This window comes from Immundisolibacter cernigliae, from assembly GCF_001697225.1.
GTDB lineage: Bacteria > Pseudomonadota > Gammaproteobacteria > Immundisolibacterales > Immundisolibacteraceae > Immundisolibacter > Immundisolibacter cernigliae.
This window is the reverse complement of record NZ_CP014671.1, coordinates 324291-339284: the sequence shown is the minus strand read 5'-3', so window position 1 is coordinate 339284 and position 14994 is coordinate 324291. Positions and strand designations below refer to the sequence as shown.

Here is a 14994-nt window from a genome sequence, read left to right as displayed (position 1 = left end):
GGATGCAGCACAGCGAAATCCGGGATGCTTGAGCTGTCTCGCCCTCCCCACAGCACGCCCCATATCCCGGCGTCGTTGCGAGGCCGCGCAGCGGCCGCGGCAACCTTGCCTGTCTGCACGCTGGCAGCGCCGACGCAACGCATAAAGGCAAGGCCCTCACGTCGCTGCGCTCCTCAGGGCGACGGGGTGGGGGCTCACCGCGTGGGACGCGTGGTGCTGACGGTTGGCCTGATTTTGGGTTTGTGGCAGCAAACGTAGCCTGGATGCAGCGCAGCGAAATCCGGGATTCTTCAGCTGTCTCCCGTTCTCCACAGTACGCCCCATACCCCGCGTCGTTGCGAGGCCGCGCAGCGGCCGCGGCAACCTTGCCTTGCCTGCACGCGGGCAGCGCCGACGCAACGCATAAAGGCAAGGCCCTCACGTCGCTGCGCTCCTCAGGGCGACGGGGCCGTGCGCGGGACGCGTCGTGCTGATGATGGGTCTGGTTTATGGCTCGTGGTAGCGAGCCGAAGGCACTAAAACGACGTCGTCGAATGGTGTGACCTGCGCGCGTAAGGGCGTGACCACGTGGGACGACGAAGTGGCGCTGGCGTGCCGCGTGGTCACGGCATGGCAGGGATGTCCTGGGTTCGGATTGCCGTTTGTCCGGCCAGCCGGGCCGGTTCCCAATGTGCCGTCGCCCAGCGCAGCAGTTCGGCGGGCGGTGCGCCCGCCAGATCAGCAGGCGGGGGCAAGGCCAGGGCGGTCAGAACCCAGCGCAGGTTGGCGCTGGCGTGCCGGTCGTCGAGCGGGCCGGCGCCGGTCTGCTTGCCAAGCTTCAGGCCCTGACGGTCGACCAGCAGCGGCAGGTGTGCATAGTCCGGCTGTGGCAGGCCAAGGCATTGCTGCAGGTAAATCTGCCGCGGCGTCGAGGTCAGCAGGTCCACGCCGCGCACCACCTGCGTCACGCCCTGGAAGGCGTCGTCCACCACCGTGGCGAGCTGGTAGGCGATCAGGCCGTCGGCCCGTTGCAGGACGAAATCGCCGACGGCGCGAGCAAGGTTGTGACGATATTCGCCTTGTACGGCATCGAAAAAGCCGATCTCCGCGTCCGGTACCCGCAGGCGCATGGCGCGCGCGGGGCGGCCGGGCGCAATCCCGGCACGGCAGGTGCCCGGATACACCGGCCCGTCCACCCCGGCGCGGGCGATGGCGGCCAGTTCGCGGCGCGTGCAGGCGCAGGCATAGGTCAGGCCGGCGGCGCGCAGTTGCTTCAGGGCCGCCCGGTAGGCCTCGGCGCGCCGGCTCTGGTAGAGCACCTCGCCGTCCCACAGCAGGCCGTGGATTTCCAGGCTGCGCAGGATGGCATCGGCGGCGCCCGGCACTACGCGTGGTGGGTCCAGATCGTCGATGCGCAGCAGCCAGCGCCCGTCCGCGGCACGCGCGGCGAGGTAACTGCCGACCGCCGCCAGCAGCGAGCCCAGGTGCAGCTCGCCGCTCGGCGTGGGGGCAAAACGGCCGCATGTCTGTGCCATTCGAGAGCGGACCAGGGGTGGCTTTCGTGTACCTTATGCGGCCCGGCGCGTGCCAGGCGCCGCGGGCCATAAATCAGGGAGAAAGGGCATGAAACTCATCACCGCGGTGATCAAGCCGCACAAGCTGGACGACGTGCGCGACGCGCTCGGCGACCTGGGCATTACCGGCATGACGGTGACCGAAGTGCGCGGTTTCGGGCGCCAGAAGGGCCACACCGAAATCTACCGCGGCGCGGAGTACGTGGTCGATTTTATTGCCAAGATGCGGGTCGAGGTCGCCGTGCGCGACGAGGACGCCGAACGCGTCGTGGAGGCCATCGCCGACGCCGCCAACAGCGGCAAGATCGGCGACGGCAAGATTTTTGTCAGCCCCCTGGAGCAGGTGGTGCGCATCCGTACCGGCGAGACCGGTTCGGACGCGCTCTGAGCGCAGCTGCGCGTTTCCGCAATATCCGAGTATCCATGCCGTCCGCTGGCAGGGCGGCGGCCAAGCTGCCTGCTTGTGCAGGGTATCGGTGCGCTGATTGGCCTGAGCGTGCACGCTGTCTGCCGGCCTCGACCTCAGTCAGCGCGCGGAACGCGGCGAAGACTGTGTGGCGGCCAGAGCCCGCCGTCGGCACGTTGACAGCCTCGACGGCGGGCCAGAACAATCACCGGCTTGGCGCGGGAAGCGGTGGCCCGTTCGGAGCCCTTTTCTAGCTTTCTTACATGTGGAGATCGTGACATGCGCGTGTGCATCCTGGGGGCCGGCGGTCTCGGTTCGGTGATCGGCGGCTACCTGGCCAAAACCGGCGTCGACACCACCCTGATCGCCCGCCCGGCGCATGCCGATGCCATCGCCCGCGATGGTCTGCGCATCGAGGGCGTACGTGGCGAGCACCTGATCCGCGACAACCTGACCGCCATCAGCAACCCGGCCGAGGCCACGGGCGAGTTCGATTACCTGATCCTGGCCACCAAGGCCAAGGACAGCGACACGGCATTGGCCTCGGCCGATTGCCTGCGCGAGCGGGTGCGCACCGCCTGCTCGATCCAGAACACCATCGTCAAGGAACAGGTGCTGGCTGACTGGATCGGCGACCCGGCGCGCGTGATGGGCGCCTCGACCATCGAGGGCGGCTCGCTGGAGGCGCCCGGCTTCGTCAAGAACCACGTCACGGTGCCAACCACGGCCTATTTTGGCGAGCTCGACGGCACCATCAGCCCGCGCGCGCAGGCGCTAGCCGACGCATTCAACAAGGCCGGCCTGGGCGCCAAGGCGGTGGACTGCATCCAGCAAGTGCTGTGGGAAAAGCTGGCGCAGATCTGCAACGCGTCGGCCTGGTCGGTGAGCACGCTGGCCGGCAACAACGATCTGACCTTCGTGCACGGCATGGCCCTGCGCGAGGGCGCCGAGCACTACGTGGCCATTTCCCTGGAGCTGCTGGCGGTCTACACGGCGCTCGGTTACTCGCCGCAGAACTTCTACGCGCCGCTGTCGCGCCTGAAGGACGTGTACGAGTGCAAGACCGAAGAAGACGCCGTCCAGCTGATCCTGGGCTTCGGTGAGCGCATGAAGCAGCAGAACTACGTCGGACGCACGTCCATGCACGAGGACGTGGTGCGCGGCAAGAAGACCGAGGTCGACTACATCGTCAAGCCGTTCGTGGACAAGGGCCGCGAGCTGGGCATACCGGTGCCGACCGTGACCGCGGCGTATCGCATCATCAAGGTGCTGGACCACTACCTGGCCTGATCCAACATGAGCAGCAAAAAACGCGTCCTGGTGGCGGAAACCCTGGAGCAGGCCGGCATCGACCTGCTGCGCGAGCACTTCGAGGTCGACGTGCGTGAGCGCACCGACGAGGAAACCCTGGCCCGGATCATCGGCGACTACGACGGCCTGATGATCAAGACCTACACGCGGGTCTCGAAGCAGGTCATCGACAACGCCCGGAAACTGAAGATCGTCGCCCGCGCCGGCAGTGGCTTGGACAAGGTCGACCTGATCTACGCCAAGGAAAAGGGCCTGTCGGTGCGCAACACGCCGCAGGCCAACGTGGTGTCGGTGGCCGAGCTGGTGTTCGGGCTGATGCTGGCGGTGTCGCGCAAGCTGGCCGCGGCCGACCGCTACGTGCGCAGCCGCGAGGGTTGGGATCGCGACCGCTTCACGGGCGTGGAGCTGGCCGGCAAGACGCTGGGCATCGTCGGCTTCGGCAACATCGGCAAGCTGGTGGCCCGGCGCGCGCTGGCCTTCGACATGCAGCCGGTGGGCTACGACCCGTTCGTCGATGCGGCCGGCATGGCCGAGCACGGCGTGCGCAAGGTGGAGACGGTCGACGGGATCATCGACGTGGCCGACTACATCACCGTGCACGTGCCGCTGCTGGACTCGACCCGCAACCTGTTCAGCACCGAGCAGTTTGGGCGCATGAAATCGACCGCCATCCTGATCAACACCGCGCGCGGCGAAGTGGTGGACGAGCCGGCGCTGATCGCGGCCCTGCAAGCGGGCCAGATTGCCGGCGCCGGGCTCGACGTCTATGAGGCCGAGCCGCCGAATCATCCGGAACTTCTGACGCTCGACAACGTGGTGCTGTGCCCGCACATCGGCGCCGCCACGCGCGAGGCGCTGAACCGCATGACCGTGCAGGCGGCGCAGATGATCATCGAAGCCCTCGAGGACTAACCGGTGCTGGACCCGCAACTGCTGCGCCGCGAACCGGAGACGGTGGCGGCGCGTCTGGCCGCGCGCGGCTTTGCGCTCGACCTGCCGCGCCTGGCGGCGCTCGAAACCCGCCGCAAGGCCGCGCAGACCGAAACCGAGCACTTGCAGGCCGAGCGCAATCGGGTGTCCAGGGCGGTCGGCGAGGCCAAGCGGCGCGGCGAGGATGCTGCCCCGCTGCTGGCGCAGGTGGCCGGCGTCGGCGAGCGCCTGGCGCAGCTCGAAGCGGGCCTGAAGGCCGTGCAGGACGAGCTTGACGCCTATTGCCTGGAAATCCCCAACCTGCCGCACGATTCGGTGCCGGTCGGCAACAGCGAGGACGACAACGTCGAGGTGCGCCGCTGGGGCACGCCGCCGGTGTTCGACTTCACGCCGCGCGATCATGTGGACCTGGGCGAGGCGCTGGGTGGGCTCGATTTCGAGACCGCCACCAAGATCGCCGGCGCCCGCTTCAGCCTGCTGCGCGGCCCGCTGGCGGCGCTGCAACGCGCGCTGACGCAGTTCATGCTGGACCTGCACACCCGCCAGCACGGCTACACCGAGGTCTACGTGCCGTATCTGGTGAATGCGGACAGTCTGGTCGGCACCGGCCAGCTGCCCAAGTTCGAGGAAGACCTGTTTGCCGTCGGCGGGGGCTATTACCTGATCCCGACTGCCGAGGTGCCGGTTACCAACATCGTGCGCGACAGCATCGTCGATGCCAGCGATATGCCTTTGAAACTGGTTGCCCACACGCCGTGCTTTCGCAGCGAGGCCGGCAGTTACGGCAAGGACACCCGCGGCATGATCCGCCAGCACCAGTTCGAGAAGGTCGAGCTGGTGCGCCTGGTGCCGCCCGAGACCTCCTGGCAGGCGCACGAGGAACTGACCGCCGACGCGGAGGCCGTGCTGCAGGCGCTCTGCCTGCCGTATCGCGTGATGGCGCTGTGCACCGGCGACATGGGCTTTTCCGCTGCCAAGACCTACGACCTCGAAGTCTGGCTGCCGGGCCAGGGCAAGTACCGGGAAATCTCGTCCTGCTCCAACTTCGGCGATTTCCAGGCGCGGCGCCTGAAGGCGCGCTGGCGCAACCCGGCCACCGGCAAGCCGGAATTGCTGCACACGCTGAACGGCTCCGGCCTGGCGGTCGGGCGCACGCTGGTGGCGGTGCTGGAGAACTATCAGCAGGCCGACGGCTCGATTGTCGTGCCCGAGGTGCTGCGCCCATATCTGGGCGGCCTGGATCGCATCGCGCGTTCCGGATAGTTGCCGCGCGCCGGCTGCAGGCGCAGCATCGACAAAAAAGCCCATGGATGGGCCGCACCGGCTGCCCGACCGGCAGTAAGACAACCATCCACCGGAGGAGAACGCGATGCTGTACGTGATCATTTCCCGTTTCGACGAGGCCGCCGTGGCGCGCCTGCGCGGCGAGCTGCCGCCGGCGGCCTTCGCCTACATCGACGAGGCCATCCACCACCAGCGCGTGCCCAGTCAGGCCGACATCGAGGCGCAGGGTGTGGCGCCGGGTCTGGCCGGCGTGCTGGCGGCACATCTGGCGCACCTGACCGAACTGCGCGGCAGCGGCAAGCTGGTCAGCGGCGGGCCCTGCACCGGTTTCGTCAACGCCATCAATATCTTCGAGGCCGGCTCCGCCGACGAGGCGCGGGTACTGCACGACGCCGATCCGCTGGCCCGGTACGGCTACTTCGCGGTCGAGACCATCTACCCCTGGCAGCGGGTGTTCTGAGCATGCTGCGCCTGTATCACATCCTGCCGCGGGCCGATCATCCCGGCTCGCACAACGCGCTCAAGGTGGCGGTGCTGCTGCGCGAGCTGGGTCTTGAGTTCGAGTTGATCGATGTCGATCCGGCCCGCGAGCTGCGGCCGGCCGAGGCACCGCTGCGGCGCCTGAACCCGAACGGCCTGACCCCGATCCTGGACGACGACGGTTTCATCCTGTGGGAATCGGCCGCGATCCTGCAGTACCTGTGCGACAGCCGCGGCCCGACGCCGCTGTTGCCGATCGAGTCCAAACAGCGGGCGCGCGTGCTGCAGTGGCTCGGTTGGGAGGCGAGCACCTTCATCCCGGCGCTGATGGCGCTGTACATGGCGCGCATCGGTGGCGGCGAGGATGCCGCCGCCGCGGCGCGGGTCGAGTTTCTGCTCGGCATGCTGGAACAGCAGCTCAGCGGCCGGGACTGGGTGGCCGATGCCTATTCCATCGCCGACATTGCCCTTGGCGCCGGCGTGCCGGCGCTGCTGCCGCTGGGTGTGGATTTCGCGCCCCATCCGGCGCTGCGGCGCTGGCTGGCTGCCCTGCGCCAGCGGCCGGCCTGGCAGGACGAGATTTTTCTGGCGGATTTGCGCGCAGGCAACCTGGCCTGATTCGGCCTGCGGGCGGGCGGGGTATTGGCTCGATTTGCTAGACTTCGCGGCTATTTGGCCGCACCAGAGAGAGTCCCCGCGCGTGCATCCCCCCCATACCTGGCTTCGTCCCATGCTGGCGGCCCTCGCCGTGACGCCGCTGACCGCGGTAGCCGAGACCGTCTCCCTGCCGCCGTCGGACGTGGACCTTGTCGGTCAGGTGCGGGTGGTGGCAGCGCGTCACGAGGACACGCTGCTGGACATAGCCCGTCGCGGCGGGCTTGGCTATACGGAGATCAAGATGGCCAACCGTGGCCTTGACCCGTGGATGCCGGGCGAGGGCGTGCAGGTGGTGCTGCCAACCCAGCACATCCTGCCGCAGGCGCCGCGGGACGGCATCGTCATCAACCTGCCGGAGATGCGCCTGTACTACTACCTGCCGGCGAAAGGGGATTTTCCCCAGGTGGTGACCTATCCGATCAGCATCGGTCGTTTCGACTGGCGCACGCCGCTGGGCGTGACCAGGATCACGCAGAAGGTACCGAACCCGAGCTGGACACCACCGGAGTCGATTCGCATCGAGCACGCCGCCAAGGGCGACATCCTGCCGCCGGTGGTGCCGGCCGGGCCGGACAATCCGCTCGGTCAGTTCGCGCTGCGGCTGGGCGTGCCGGGGTATTTGATCCACGGCACCAACAAGCCCTACGGCATCGGCATGCGCGTGACACATGGCTGCCTGCGCCTGTACCCGGAAGATATCGCCGCGTTGTTCGGGCAGGTGGCGCCGGGCGTGAAGGTCAATTTTGTCAGTCAGCCGTACAAGATCGGGCAGGCCTTTGGCATCACCTATCTGGAAGTGCACCACCCGTTGAAGGAAGAGAAGGGCCGCAAGGAAGGGGCGCTTGGCGAGATCGCGCGGCTGCTTGCGAACCGCGGTGTGGCCACGGTCGACGTGGACTGGGTGTTGGTGCGGCGCGAGCTGGCCAAGCCGAGCGGCATGCCGGTGGCGATCAGCCAGTCGGATGAGGTGATGCTGCTGGACGCAAATGTTGACGATATGGGCGCGCAGGTGGCGGTCCAGCACTGATTGGACACTGCGGATTTGCAGGAGCCCGGCCATGCCGGGCGATGGTCGCGCAGCGAAGCGGCGCTTACAGTCAGTTCGCGTTGCGGACGTAAAAAAAGCGGGGCCAGCCTGGCTGACCCCGCTTTTTCAACGCCTGGAGAAGCGGATGCTTACTTCAGCATCGACTTCTTGAACATGCGGTCGATCTTCTCGTTGGTGTCTACGCAGCACTGCTGGGCAGCCTGGGCAGCGGCCAGGGCTTCGCTGGCCTTGGCACTGGCAGCGTCGGCCTTGGAAGAGGCGGCGCTGGCGGTGGCTTGGGCGCTGTCGGCGGCCGACTTGGCCTGAGCAACCTGCTCGTTCACGTAGCCCTTGGTGGCGCAACCGGCGGAAAGGGTCGCCAGCAGCGCAACGGCCGCAAGTTTGCCAATGATCAATTTGTTCTGCATATAGAGCCCCTGAAAAGCTGAGGTAACTGAAACCAAACCAATGCGGCGCAAGCCCGCACTGCAAACGTCAACACGGCCGGAATTATAGGCCGGTGCTGCAGAAAAGCAAAAGGTGCGGCTGATTGCGATCAAGCAATGCCTGGTTGGGGGCATGGGTGCGTGATCAGCCAGAATCCGGACTGGGGGCGACGTCGGGGCTGGGTCTGGCAAAATGGCGTTTCCCATCACCTGACCGAGACTGCGCTTCCGTGCGCAGTGTGTCCGGGGTGCCTGCCTGTGGGCGCTGTGATGTTTGCTGTCTCAACTTCCTGGAGTGCCGCATGGCCGAATATCTGCGTTGGTTCGATACCCTGGGCATGCACGATGTCGAGATCGTGGGGGGCAAGAACGCGTCGCTGGGCGAGATGATCAGCCACCTCCTGCCGCTGGGCGTGCAGGTGCCTGGCGGCTTTGCCACCACCGCGCAGGCCTACCGCGATTTCCTGGCCTATGCGCAGCTGGCCGACCGGATCAACGCCGAGCTGGACGCGCTGGACGTGGAGGATGTTGCGGCCCTGGCCCGCTCGGGCGAGAAAATCCGCGGCTGGATTCTGGATCAGCCATTCCCGGATGGCCTTGAGCAGCTCATCGTCGAGGGCTACGGCCGTCTTTGCGCGGGGCAGGATGCGGTGTCGGTTGCGGTGCGTTCTTCGGCCACGGCCGAAGACCTGCCGGATGCCTCCTTCGCCGGCCAGCAGGAAACCTTTCTGAACATCCGCGGCGCCGACCATGTTCTGCACGCGGTGCGCCACGTGTTCGCGTCGCTGTTCAACGACCGCGCCATTTCGTACCGCGTGCACCAGGGTTTTGCCCATGAGCTGGTCGCCCTGTCGGCCGGCATCCAGCGCATGGTGCGCAGCGACACCGGCGCCAGCGGCGTGATGTTCACGCTGGACACCGAGTCCGGTTTCCGCGACGTGGTGTTCGTGACCGCCTCCTACGGCCTGGGCGAAACGGTGGTGCAGGGCACGGTCAACCCGGACGAGTTCTACGTGCACAAGCCGACGCTGCGCGCTGGCCGGCCGGCCGTGATTTCGCGCCATCGCGGCAGCAAGTTGATCAAGATGATCTATACCGATGCGGTTTCGGCTGGCAGGTCGACCACCACGGTGGACGTCCCGCAGGCGGACCAGCGCCGCTTCTGCCTGACCGACGCCGAGGTCCAGGCGCTGGCACGCCAGGCGCTGATCATCGAGGACCACTACGGCCAGCCGATGGACATCGAGTGGGGCAAGGACGGTGAGGACGGCCAGCTCTACATCCTGCAGGCGCGGCCGGAGACGGTGAAGGCGCGCGGTGACTCACAGGTGCTGCGCCGCTATCAGCTGAAAGAGAAATCCAAGGTTCTGGTCACCGGCCGCAGCGTCGGGCAGGGCATCGGCGTCGGCAAGGTGCGGGTCGTCGACAGCCCGGCCCGCATGGGCGAGCTGCAACCGGGTGAAGTGCTGGTGGCCGACATGACCGATCCGGACTGGGAGCCGGTGATGAAGCGGGCCTCGGCCATCGTCACCAACCGCGGCGGGCGTACCTGTCACGCTGCCATCATTGCCCGCGAGCTGGGCATCCCGGCCGTGGTCGGCTGCGGCGACGCCACCGATCACCTGCGTACCGGCCAGGCGGTGACCGTGTCCTGCGCCGAGGGCGATACCGGCTTCATCTACGAGGGCGCGCTCAAGAACGAAGTCAGCGAGGTACGCCTGGACAGCATGCCGACGCCGCCGACCAAGATCATGATGAACATCGGCAACCCGGACCGCGCCTTCGACTTTGCCAGCCTGCCAAACGCCGGCGTCGGCTTGGCGCGGCTGGAGTTCCTGATCAATCGCGGCATTGGCGTGCACCCCAAGGCGCTGATCAACTACGCCACGCTGGGCGCCGACCTGCGCAGCACCATCGACGAGATCATTGCCGGCTACGCGGATCCGCAGACCTTTTTCGTGGAAAAGCTGGTCGAGGGCATCGCCACGCTGGGTGCGGCCTTCTGGCCCAAGAAAGTCATCGTGCGCATGTCTGATTTCAAGAGCAACGAGTATGCGAACCTGCTCGGCGGCGAGCTGTACGAGCCGCACGAGGAGAACCCGATGCTGGGCTTTCGCGGCGCCTCGCGCTACATCGCCGACAGCTTCCGCGACTGCTTTGCGCTGGAGTGCCGGGCGCTCAAGAAAGTCCGCGACGACATGGGCCTGACCAACGTCGAGATCATGATCCCGTTCGTGCGCACGCTCACCGAGGCGCGTCAGGTCACCGAACTGCTGGCCGAGCAGGGCCTAAAGCGCGGCGACAACGGCCTGCGCCTGATCATGATGTGCGAGCTGCCGTCGAACGCCGTGCTGGCGGCCCGGTTCCTGGAGTACTTCGACGGCTTCTCGATCGGCTCCAACGACCTGACACAACTGACACTGGGTCTGGACCGCGACTCCGGCCTGGTGGCCGGCGAGTTCGACGAACGCGATGACGCGGTCAAGGCGCTGATGAAGCTCGCCATCGACGCCTGTCAGCGCGCCGGCAAGTACGTCGGCATCTGCGGCCAGGGGCCGTCGGATCATCCCGATCTGGCGCAGTGGCTGGTCGAGCAGGGTATCGAGAGCATGTCGCTGAACCCCGACACGGTGGTTGCCACCTGGCTGGCACTGTCCGGCGACAAGGCGCATTGATCGATCCGGCCTCGCGGCGGGGTTTCGGGCAAGCCCGGTCAGGGCACCTCGAAAAACCTTTCGAGGTGCCCCTTGGGGCATGGATGCCCCAACGCATCAATCGCGCAAGCGATTGAAATGGCGTGAGTCTTTCGCGGGTTTCCCGCGAAAGATATTCTCGAAAAACCACAGGGAAGTGGTTTTTCGAGGTGCCCCTCAGATCACAGGCCGGGTGCGGGCCGGCGTCAGGGCAGAAGCACCGGCGCTGCGGGCGTCCAGCCGGGCATCCGGTGCTCGGCCACGACGCTGGTGTAAATGCCGCCGCGCACCAGGAATTCGGCCGTCACGCGCAGGAAGCGCGGCGCCATGGCGCCGACCAGATCGTCCAGGATGCTGCCGGTGACGGCCTCGTGGAACGCGCCCTGGTCGCGGAACGACCACAGATATAATTTCAGGGACTTGAGCTCCACGCACAGCCGGTCCGGCACGAAATCGATGTGGATGGTGGCAAAGTCCGGCTGGCCTGTTTTCGGGCACAGGCAGGTGAATTCCGGGCAGCGCATGCGCACCGTGTAGTCCCGCCCCGGGTGGGGGTTGGCGAAGGTTTCGAGTGCGCTGCCGGCGGCTTGCGACTTTTTCGAGCGAACAGGACGCGAACTGGCCACGCGTGTCTCCGGGTCGGGTTTGGGGCGCGCATTATCCGGTCGGCGGACACGCTGCCACAACGACCAACCGGGCGCCTTCAGGAATACCGTCAGGCATGAAACTGAAGACCATCCGCCTGGCCGGCTTCAAGACTTTCGTCGATCCGACCACGCTGCACCTGCGCGGACCGCTGACCGGCGTGGTGGGCCCGAACGGCTGCGGCAAGTCGAATGTGGTCGACGCCGTGCGCTGGGTGCTTGGCGAAAGCTCGGCCCGGCAACTGCGCGGCGATGCGTTGGCGGACGTGATCTTCAACGGCTCCAGCGCCCGCCAGCCGGTCGGCAAGGCCAGTGTCGAACTCGTGTTCGACAATTCCGACGGCAGTCTGGGCGGCGCCTGGGCGGCCTACGCGCAGATTGCCGTGCGGCGCGAGCTGGCACGCGACGGGCAGTCGGTCTATTACCTCAACGGCAGCCGCTGCCGGCGCCGCGACATCACCGACATCTTTCTGGGCACCGGGCTTGGCCCGCGCAGCTACGCCATCATCGAGCAGGGCATGATCGCCCGCCTGATCGAGGCGCGGCCCGAGGAGCTGCGCGCCTACATCGAGGAAGTGGCCGGCATATCAAAGTACAAGGAGCGCCGCCACGAGACGGCCGGCCGCATTCGTCACACCCGCGACAACATGGCGCGCCTGGACGACCTGCGCGACGAGCTGGGCAAGCGTCTGGCCGTGCTGGAACGTCAGGCGCGCGCGGCGCAGAGCTTTCGCGAACTGAAGGCCGCCGAGCGGCAGGCCCGCGGGCAGCTGCTGGGCTTTCGTCTGCAGGCTTTGGAGACGGCTGCAAGCGAGCGGCGAGCGGCGCTCGAGCGCAGTCTGACGGCCCAGGAACAGGCGCTGTCCGCCGTGCGTGCCGGCGAGGCGCAGGTCGAGGCGGCGCGCGACGCGCACGCGCAGGCCACGGCCGCCTTGGGCGAAACCCAACAGGCCTGGTATCAGGTCGGCGCGGAAGTCGCCCGCTGCGAGCAGGCACTGACAGCCTTACGCCAGCAGCGGGAGCGTCTGGCACAGGAGCTGGCGCGGCTGGACGCCAGTGCCGAGCAGATCGATCGGCAGTGCGTGGAGACCGAGGCGCGCCTGTTGCAGCTGGCCGAAGCGCAGCAGACGGCGGACGCCGACCGTGAGCGCCTGGAAGCGGAGCTGGCAGATGCGTCGCAAAAGCTCACTGCCGCCGAAGCGGTCTTGAGCCAAGCCCGGCGCGCGCACGACGCGGCCAGCACATCGGCCAGCGAGGCCGCCCAGCGTGAGCGCCTGGAGCAGGAGCGCGCCCGGCGCCTGGCGGAGCATCTCGCCCGGCTGGATGAACGACGCCAGCGCCTGCTGCGCGAACAGCAGCAACTGGCGGCCGAAGCCACCACGGATGAGGCCGGGCTTGCCGACCAATTGGCCAGGGCCGGCGCGCAGGCATCCGCTGCCGAGCAGGCGCTGGCGGCGGTGGAGGCCGACATCACCACCCGTCGGGCGCAGCTGGACGCACTCGCCACCGAGTTCGCCAGCCTGCAAGGCACGACGCGTGAGCAGCGCGGGCGCCTGGCCTCGCTTGAAACCCTGCAGCAGGCGGCGCTTGTCGGCAGTGGCCGGACCGAGGGCTGGCTCAGCGAACAGGGTGTCGAGGTGCGAGCCTTGCTCGGCGAGCTCGATGCCGAGGCCGACTGGCGCAGCGCGCTGGAAGTTGCTCTTGGCCCGTGGCTGGGCGCGCACGTAGTGGCCAGCCTCGATGATCTGTCCGCCGAAGGGCTGGCACAGGCGGCCGGGCTGCTGCTGGTGGAGTCGCGGCCGGGCAGGGCGGAAGCGGCCGGGGACCTGCTGGACGCCGTGCGCAGTACGGTCGATCTGCGGTCCCTGATCGGCGGCGTGCGGCGGGCGGACACGCTGGGCGGCGCGCTGGTCGCCCGTCATGCGCTGGCGGCGCACGAGAGCCTGATCACCGCGGACGGTATCCGAGTGGGGCCAAACTGGCTGGCCGTGCCGGCCCGTGACTACGGCGAGGGCGTGCTGGAACGCAGCGCCGAAATCGCCAGCCTGCGCGAAGCGCTGTCGCAGGCCGAGCAGGAACTGGCCGCCCTGCAGGCGCAGCGGGCGGCGACGCAAACGGCGCTGGCCGTGGCCGAACGCGCCCGCGGCGAGGCCCGCCAGCAGCAGGCGGCCAGCGTGCGGCAGCTGGGCGAGCTGCAAGCCCGCCACGCGGCGGCGCAGGCCCACCGCGAGCGCGCACAGGCGCGGCGAGCGGCCATTGCCGACGAGCTGGCGCAGATCGATGCGCAGGCCGCGCACGACGCTGCGGAACTGGCGACCGCCCGGGCGGCCTGCGATGAGGCGGTCCGGCAACAGGCCGGCCTGGCCGGGGAACGCGAGCACTGCGAAGCCCGGCGGCGCGAGGCCGAGTCCGCCGTGCGCGCCGCGCGGCAGGCGCAGGACGCAGCCCGCGAGCGCGTGCAGACCCTGCGCATGCGCGTTCAGGTGTCCCAGACCGAAGTCGCGACCTTGCAAAAGACTCTGGTCGGCTGGCAGGCGCAGCGCGACGGCATCCGCGAGCGCCGGGCGGCGCTGCAGGCTGAGCAGCACAGCGCCGCCGCGCCGCTGGAAGTATTGCAGCAGGAACTGCAAACGTATTTGGCCGAGCGTGAGGCGGCCGCAACGCGCCTGTCGGCGGCGCGGGATGCAGTGGCGGCGGCCGACACGGCGCTGCGCGAGCAGGACCAGGCGCGTCTTGTGGCCGAGCGGGCGCTGCACGAGCGCCGCGGCGAGGTCGAGGCCCGCCGGCTGGAGCTGACGGAGCTGGAAACCCGCGCTGCCGGCCTGCGCGAACAGGCGCTGGAATTCGATGCCGATCCCGGGCGCCTGCTGGCCGAGCTGCTGCCGGACACGGACGAGGCGGCCCTGGAGCTCGCCATCGCCGATCTGGCCCGCCGCATCGAGCGCCTGGGCGCGATCAACCTGGCGGCCATCGACGAGCAGCGCGAGCTGGCCGAGCGCAAGACCTATCTGGACGCCCAGCACGCGGACCTGGCGGCGGCACTCGAAACCATGGAGCAGGCCATCCGGCGCATGGATCGGGAGACACGCAGCCGCTTCAAGGAGACCTTCGACAGGGCGAACGGCGGCTTCCAGGCGGCCTTCCCGCGCCTGTTCGGTGGCGGCGAGGCGCGCCTGGAACTGCTCGACGACGACCTGCTCGAAAGCGGCGTCGGCATCGTGGCCCGCCCGCCGGGCAAGCGCAACAGCTCGATTCACCTGCTGTCCGGCGGCGAGAAGGCGCTGACCGCGATCGCGCTGGTGTTCGCGCTGTTCGAGCTGAGCCCGGCGCCGTTCTGCATGCTGGACGAGGTGGATGCGCCGCTCGACGACCACAACGTCGGCCGCTTCTGCGCCCTGGTGCGCGAGATGTCGGCGCGGGTGCAGTTCATCGTCATCACCCACAACAAGACCACCATGGAGCTGGCCGGCCAGCTGACCGGCGTCACCATGTCCGAGCCTGGCGTGTCGCGCCTGGTGGCGGTGGACGTGGACGAGGCCGTGGCGCTGGCGAGCGCCTGAAGG

Annotated in this window: 12 protein-coding genes; 9 read left to right on the top strand and 3 right to left on the bottom strand. The window is 68.1% G+C overall.

Annotated features, from left to right (window positions below):
• Nucleotides 1-602: 602 nt before the first annotated feature.
• Nucleotides 603-1514 carry a tRNA glutamyl-Q(34) synthetase GluQRS gene (gene gluQRS / locus PG2T_RS01615; RefSeq protein ID WP_068802527.1) on the bottom strand — a complete coding sequence of 304 codons (912 nt, stop codon included), beginning with the start codon at nucleotides 1512-1514 and terminating at the stop codon, nucleotides 603-605.
• Between the two features lie 88 nt (nucleotides 1515-1602).
• Between gluQRS and PG2T_RS01610 the strand changes: the two genes are divergently transcribed.
• The 7 genes from PG2T_RS01610 (at nucleotide 1603) to PG2T_RS01580 (ending at nucleotide 7648) form a co-directional block, all read left to right on the top strand.
• On the top strand, nucleotides 1603-1941 hold the full coding sequence (locus tag PG2T_RS01610) for a P-II family nitrogen regulator (RefSeq protein WP_068802526.1): 339 nt from the start codon (nucleotides 1603-1605) through the stop codon (nucleotides 1939-1941).
• 297 nt (nucleotides 1942-2238) lie between these two features.
• Nucleotides 2239-3249, top strand: a complete 1011-nt coding sequence (locus PG2T_RS01605; RefSeq protein ID WP_068802525.1) for a ketopantoate reductase family protein — start codon at nucleotides 2239-2241, stop codon at nucleotides 3247-3249.
• Between the two features lie 6 nt (nucleotides 3250-3255).
• Nucleotides 3256-4182: a hydroxyacid dehydrogenase gene (locus tag PG2T_RS01600; protein WP_068802524.1), complete on the top strand. Its 927-nt coding sequence runs from the start codon at nucleotides 3256-3258 to the stop codon at nucleotides 4180-4182.
• A gap of 3 nt (nucleotides 4183-4185) precedes the next feature.
• On the top strand, nucleotides 4186-5463 hold the full coding sequence (gene serS, locus PG2T_RS01595) for a serine--tRNA ligase (RefSeq protein WP_068802523.1): 1278 nt from the start codon (nucleotides 4186-4188) through the stop codon (nucleotides 5461-5463).
• Between the two features lie 106 nt (nucleotides 5464-5569).
• Entirely contained in the window at nucleotides 5570-5944 is a 375-nt protein-coding gene (locus PG2T_RS01590; RefSeq protein ID WP_068802522.1) for a YciI family protein, read from the top strand.
• A 2-nt stretch (nucleotides 5945-5946) separates the two neighbouring features.
• A complete protein-coding gene (locus tag PG2T_RS01585) occupies nucleotides 5947-6582 on the top strand; it encodes a glutathione S-transferase family protein (protein ID WP_068802521.1) in 636 nt (211 codons plus the stop codon).
• 112 nt (nucleotides 6583-6694) lie between these two features.
• Complete coding sequence (locus PG2T_RS01580) at nucleotides 6695-7648, top strand: L,D-transpeptidase family protein (RefSeq protein WP_068802520.1); 954 nt, start codon at nucleotides 6695-6697, stop codon at nucleotides 7646-7648.
• 149 nt (nucleotides 7649-7797) lie between these two features.
• Here the strand turns inward: PG2T_RS01580 and PG2T_RS01575 are convergent, their stop codons facing one another.
• The gene (locus tag PG2T_RS01575; RefSeq protein WP_202816392.1) at nucleotides 7798-8208 is read right to left on the bottom strand and encodes an Lpp/OprI family alanine-zipper lipoprotein; all 411 of its coding nucleotides are present in this window, start codon (nucleotides 8206-8208) and stop codon (nucleotides 7798-7800) included.
• Nucleotides 8209-8396: 188 nt separating this feature from the next.
• Between PG2T_RS01575 and ppsA the strand changes: the two genes are divergently transcribed.
• Nucleotides 8397-10769 carry a phosphoenolpyruvate synthase gene (gene ppsA, locus PG2T_RS01570; protein WP_068802518.1) on the top strand — a complete coding sequence of 791 codons (2373 nt, stop codon included), beginning with the start codon at nucleotides 8397-8399 and terminating at the stop codon, nucleotides 10767-10769.
• Nucleotides 10770-10993: 224 nt separating this feature from the next.
• On the opposite strand, the gene queF is transcribed toward ppsA, so the two are convergent.
• Nucleotides 10994-11413 carry a preQ(1) synthase gene (queF, locus tag PG2T_RS01565; protein WP_068802517.1) on the bottom strand — a complete coding sequence of 140 codons (420 nt, stop codon included), beginning with the start codon at nucleotides 11411-11413 and terminating at the stop codon, nucleotides 10994-10996.
• A 95-nt stretch (nucleotides 11414-11508) separates the two neighbouring features.
• Here queF and smc point away from each other — a divergent pair, with 95 nt between their 5' ends.
• On the top strand, nucleotides 11509-14991 hold the full coding sequence (smc, locus tag PG2T_RS01560) for a chromosome segregation protein SMC (RefSeq protein ID WP_068802516.1): 3483 nt from the start codon (nucleotides 11509-11511) through the stop codon (nucleotides 14989-14991).
• Nucleotides 14992-14994: the final 3 nt, after the last annotated feature.

Bases quoted from the DNA above. Each gene is read 5' to 3' on its own strand.
- gluQRS (WP_068802527.1), bottom strand. From the start codon at position 1,514: ATGGCACAGACATGCGGCCGTTTTGCCCCCACGCCGAGCGGCGAGCTG.
- PG2T_RS01610 (WP_068802526.1), top strand. From the start codon at position 1,603: ATGAAACTCATCACCGCGGTGATCAAGCCGCACAAGCTGGACGACGTG.
- PG2T_RS01605 (WP_068802525.1), top strand. From the start codon at position 2,239: ATGCGCGTGTGCATCCTGGGGGCCGGCGGTCTCGGTTCGGTGATCGGC.
- PG2T_RS01600 (WP_068802524.1), top strand. From the start codon at position 3,256: ATGAGCAGCAAAAAACGCGTCCTGGTGGCGGAAACCCTGGAGCAGGCC.
- PG2T_RS01590 (WP_068802522.1), top strand. From the start codon at position 5,570: ATGCTGTACGTGATCATTTCCCGTTTCGACGAGGCCGCCGTGGCGCGC.
- PG2T_RS01585 (WP_068802521.1), top strand. From the start codon at position 5,947: ATGCTGCGCCTGTATCACATCCTGCCGCGGGCCGATCATCCCGGCTCG.
- PG2T_RS01580 (WP_068802520.1), top strand. From the start codon at position 6,695: ATGCTGGCGGCCCTCGCCGTGACGCCGCTGACCGCGGTAGCCGAGACC.
- ppsA (WP_068802518.1), top strand. From the start codon at position 8,397: ATGGCCGAATATCTGCGTTGGTTCGATACCCTGGGCATGCACGATGTC.
- smc (WP_068802516.1), top strand. From the start codon at position 11,509: ATGAAACTGAAGACCATCCGCCTGGCCGGCTTCAAGACTTTCGTCGAT.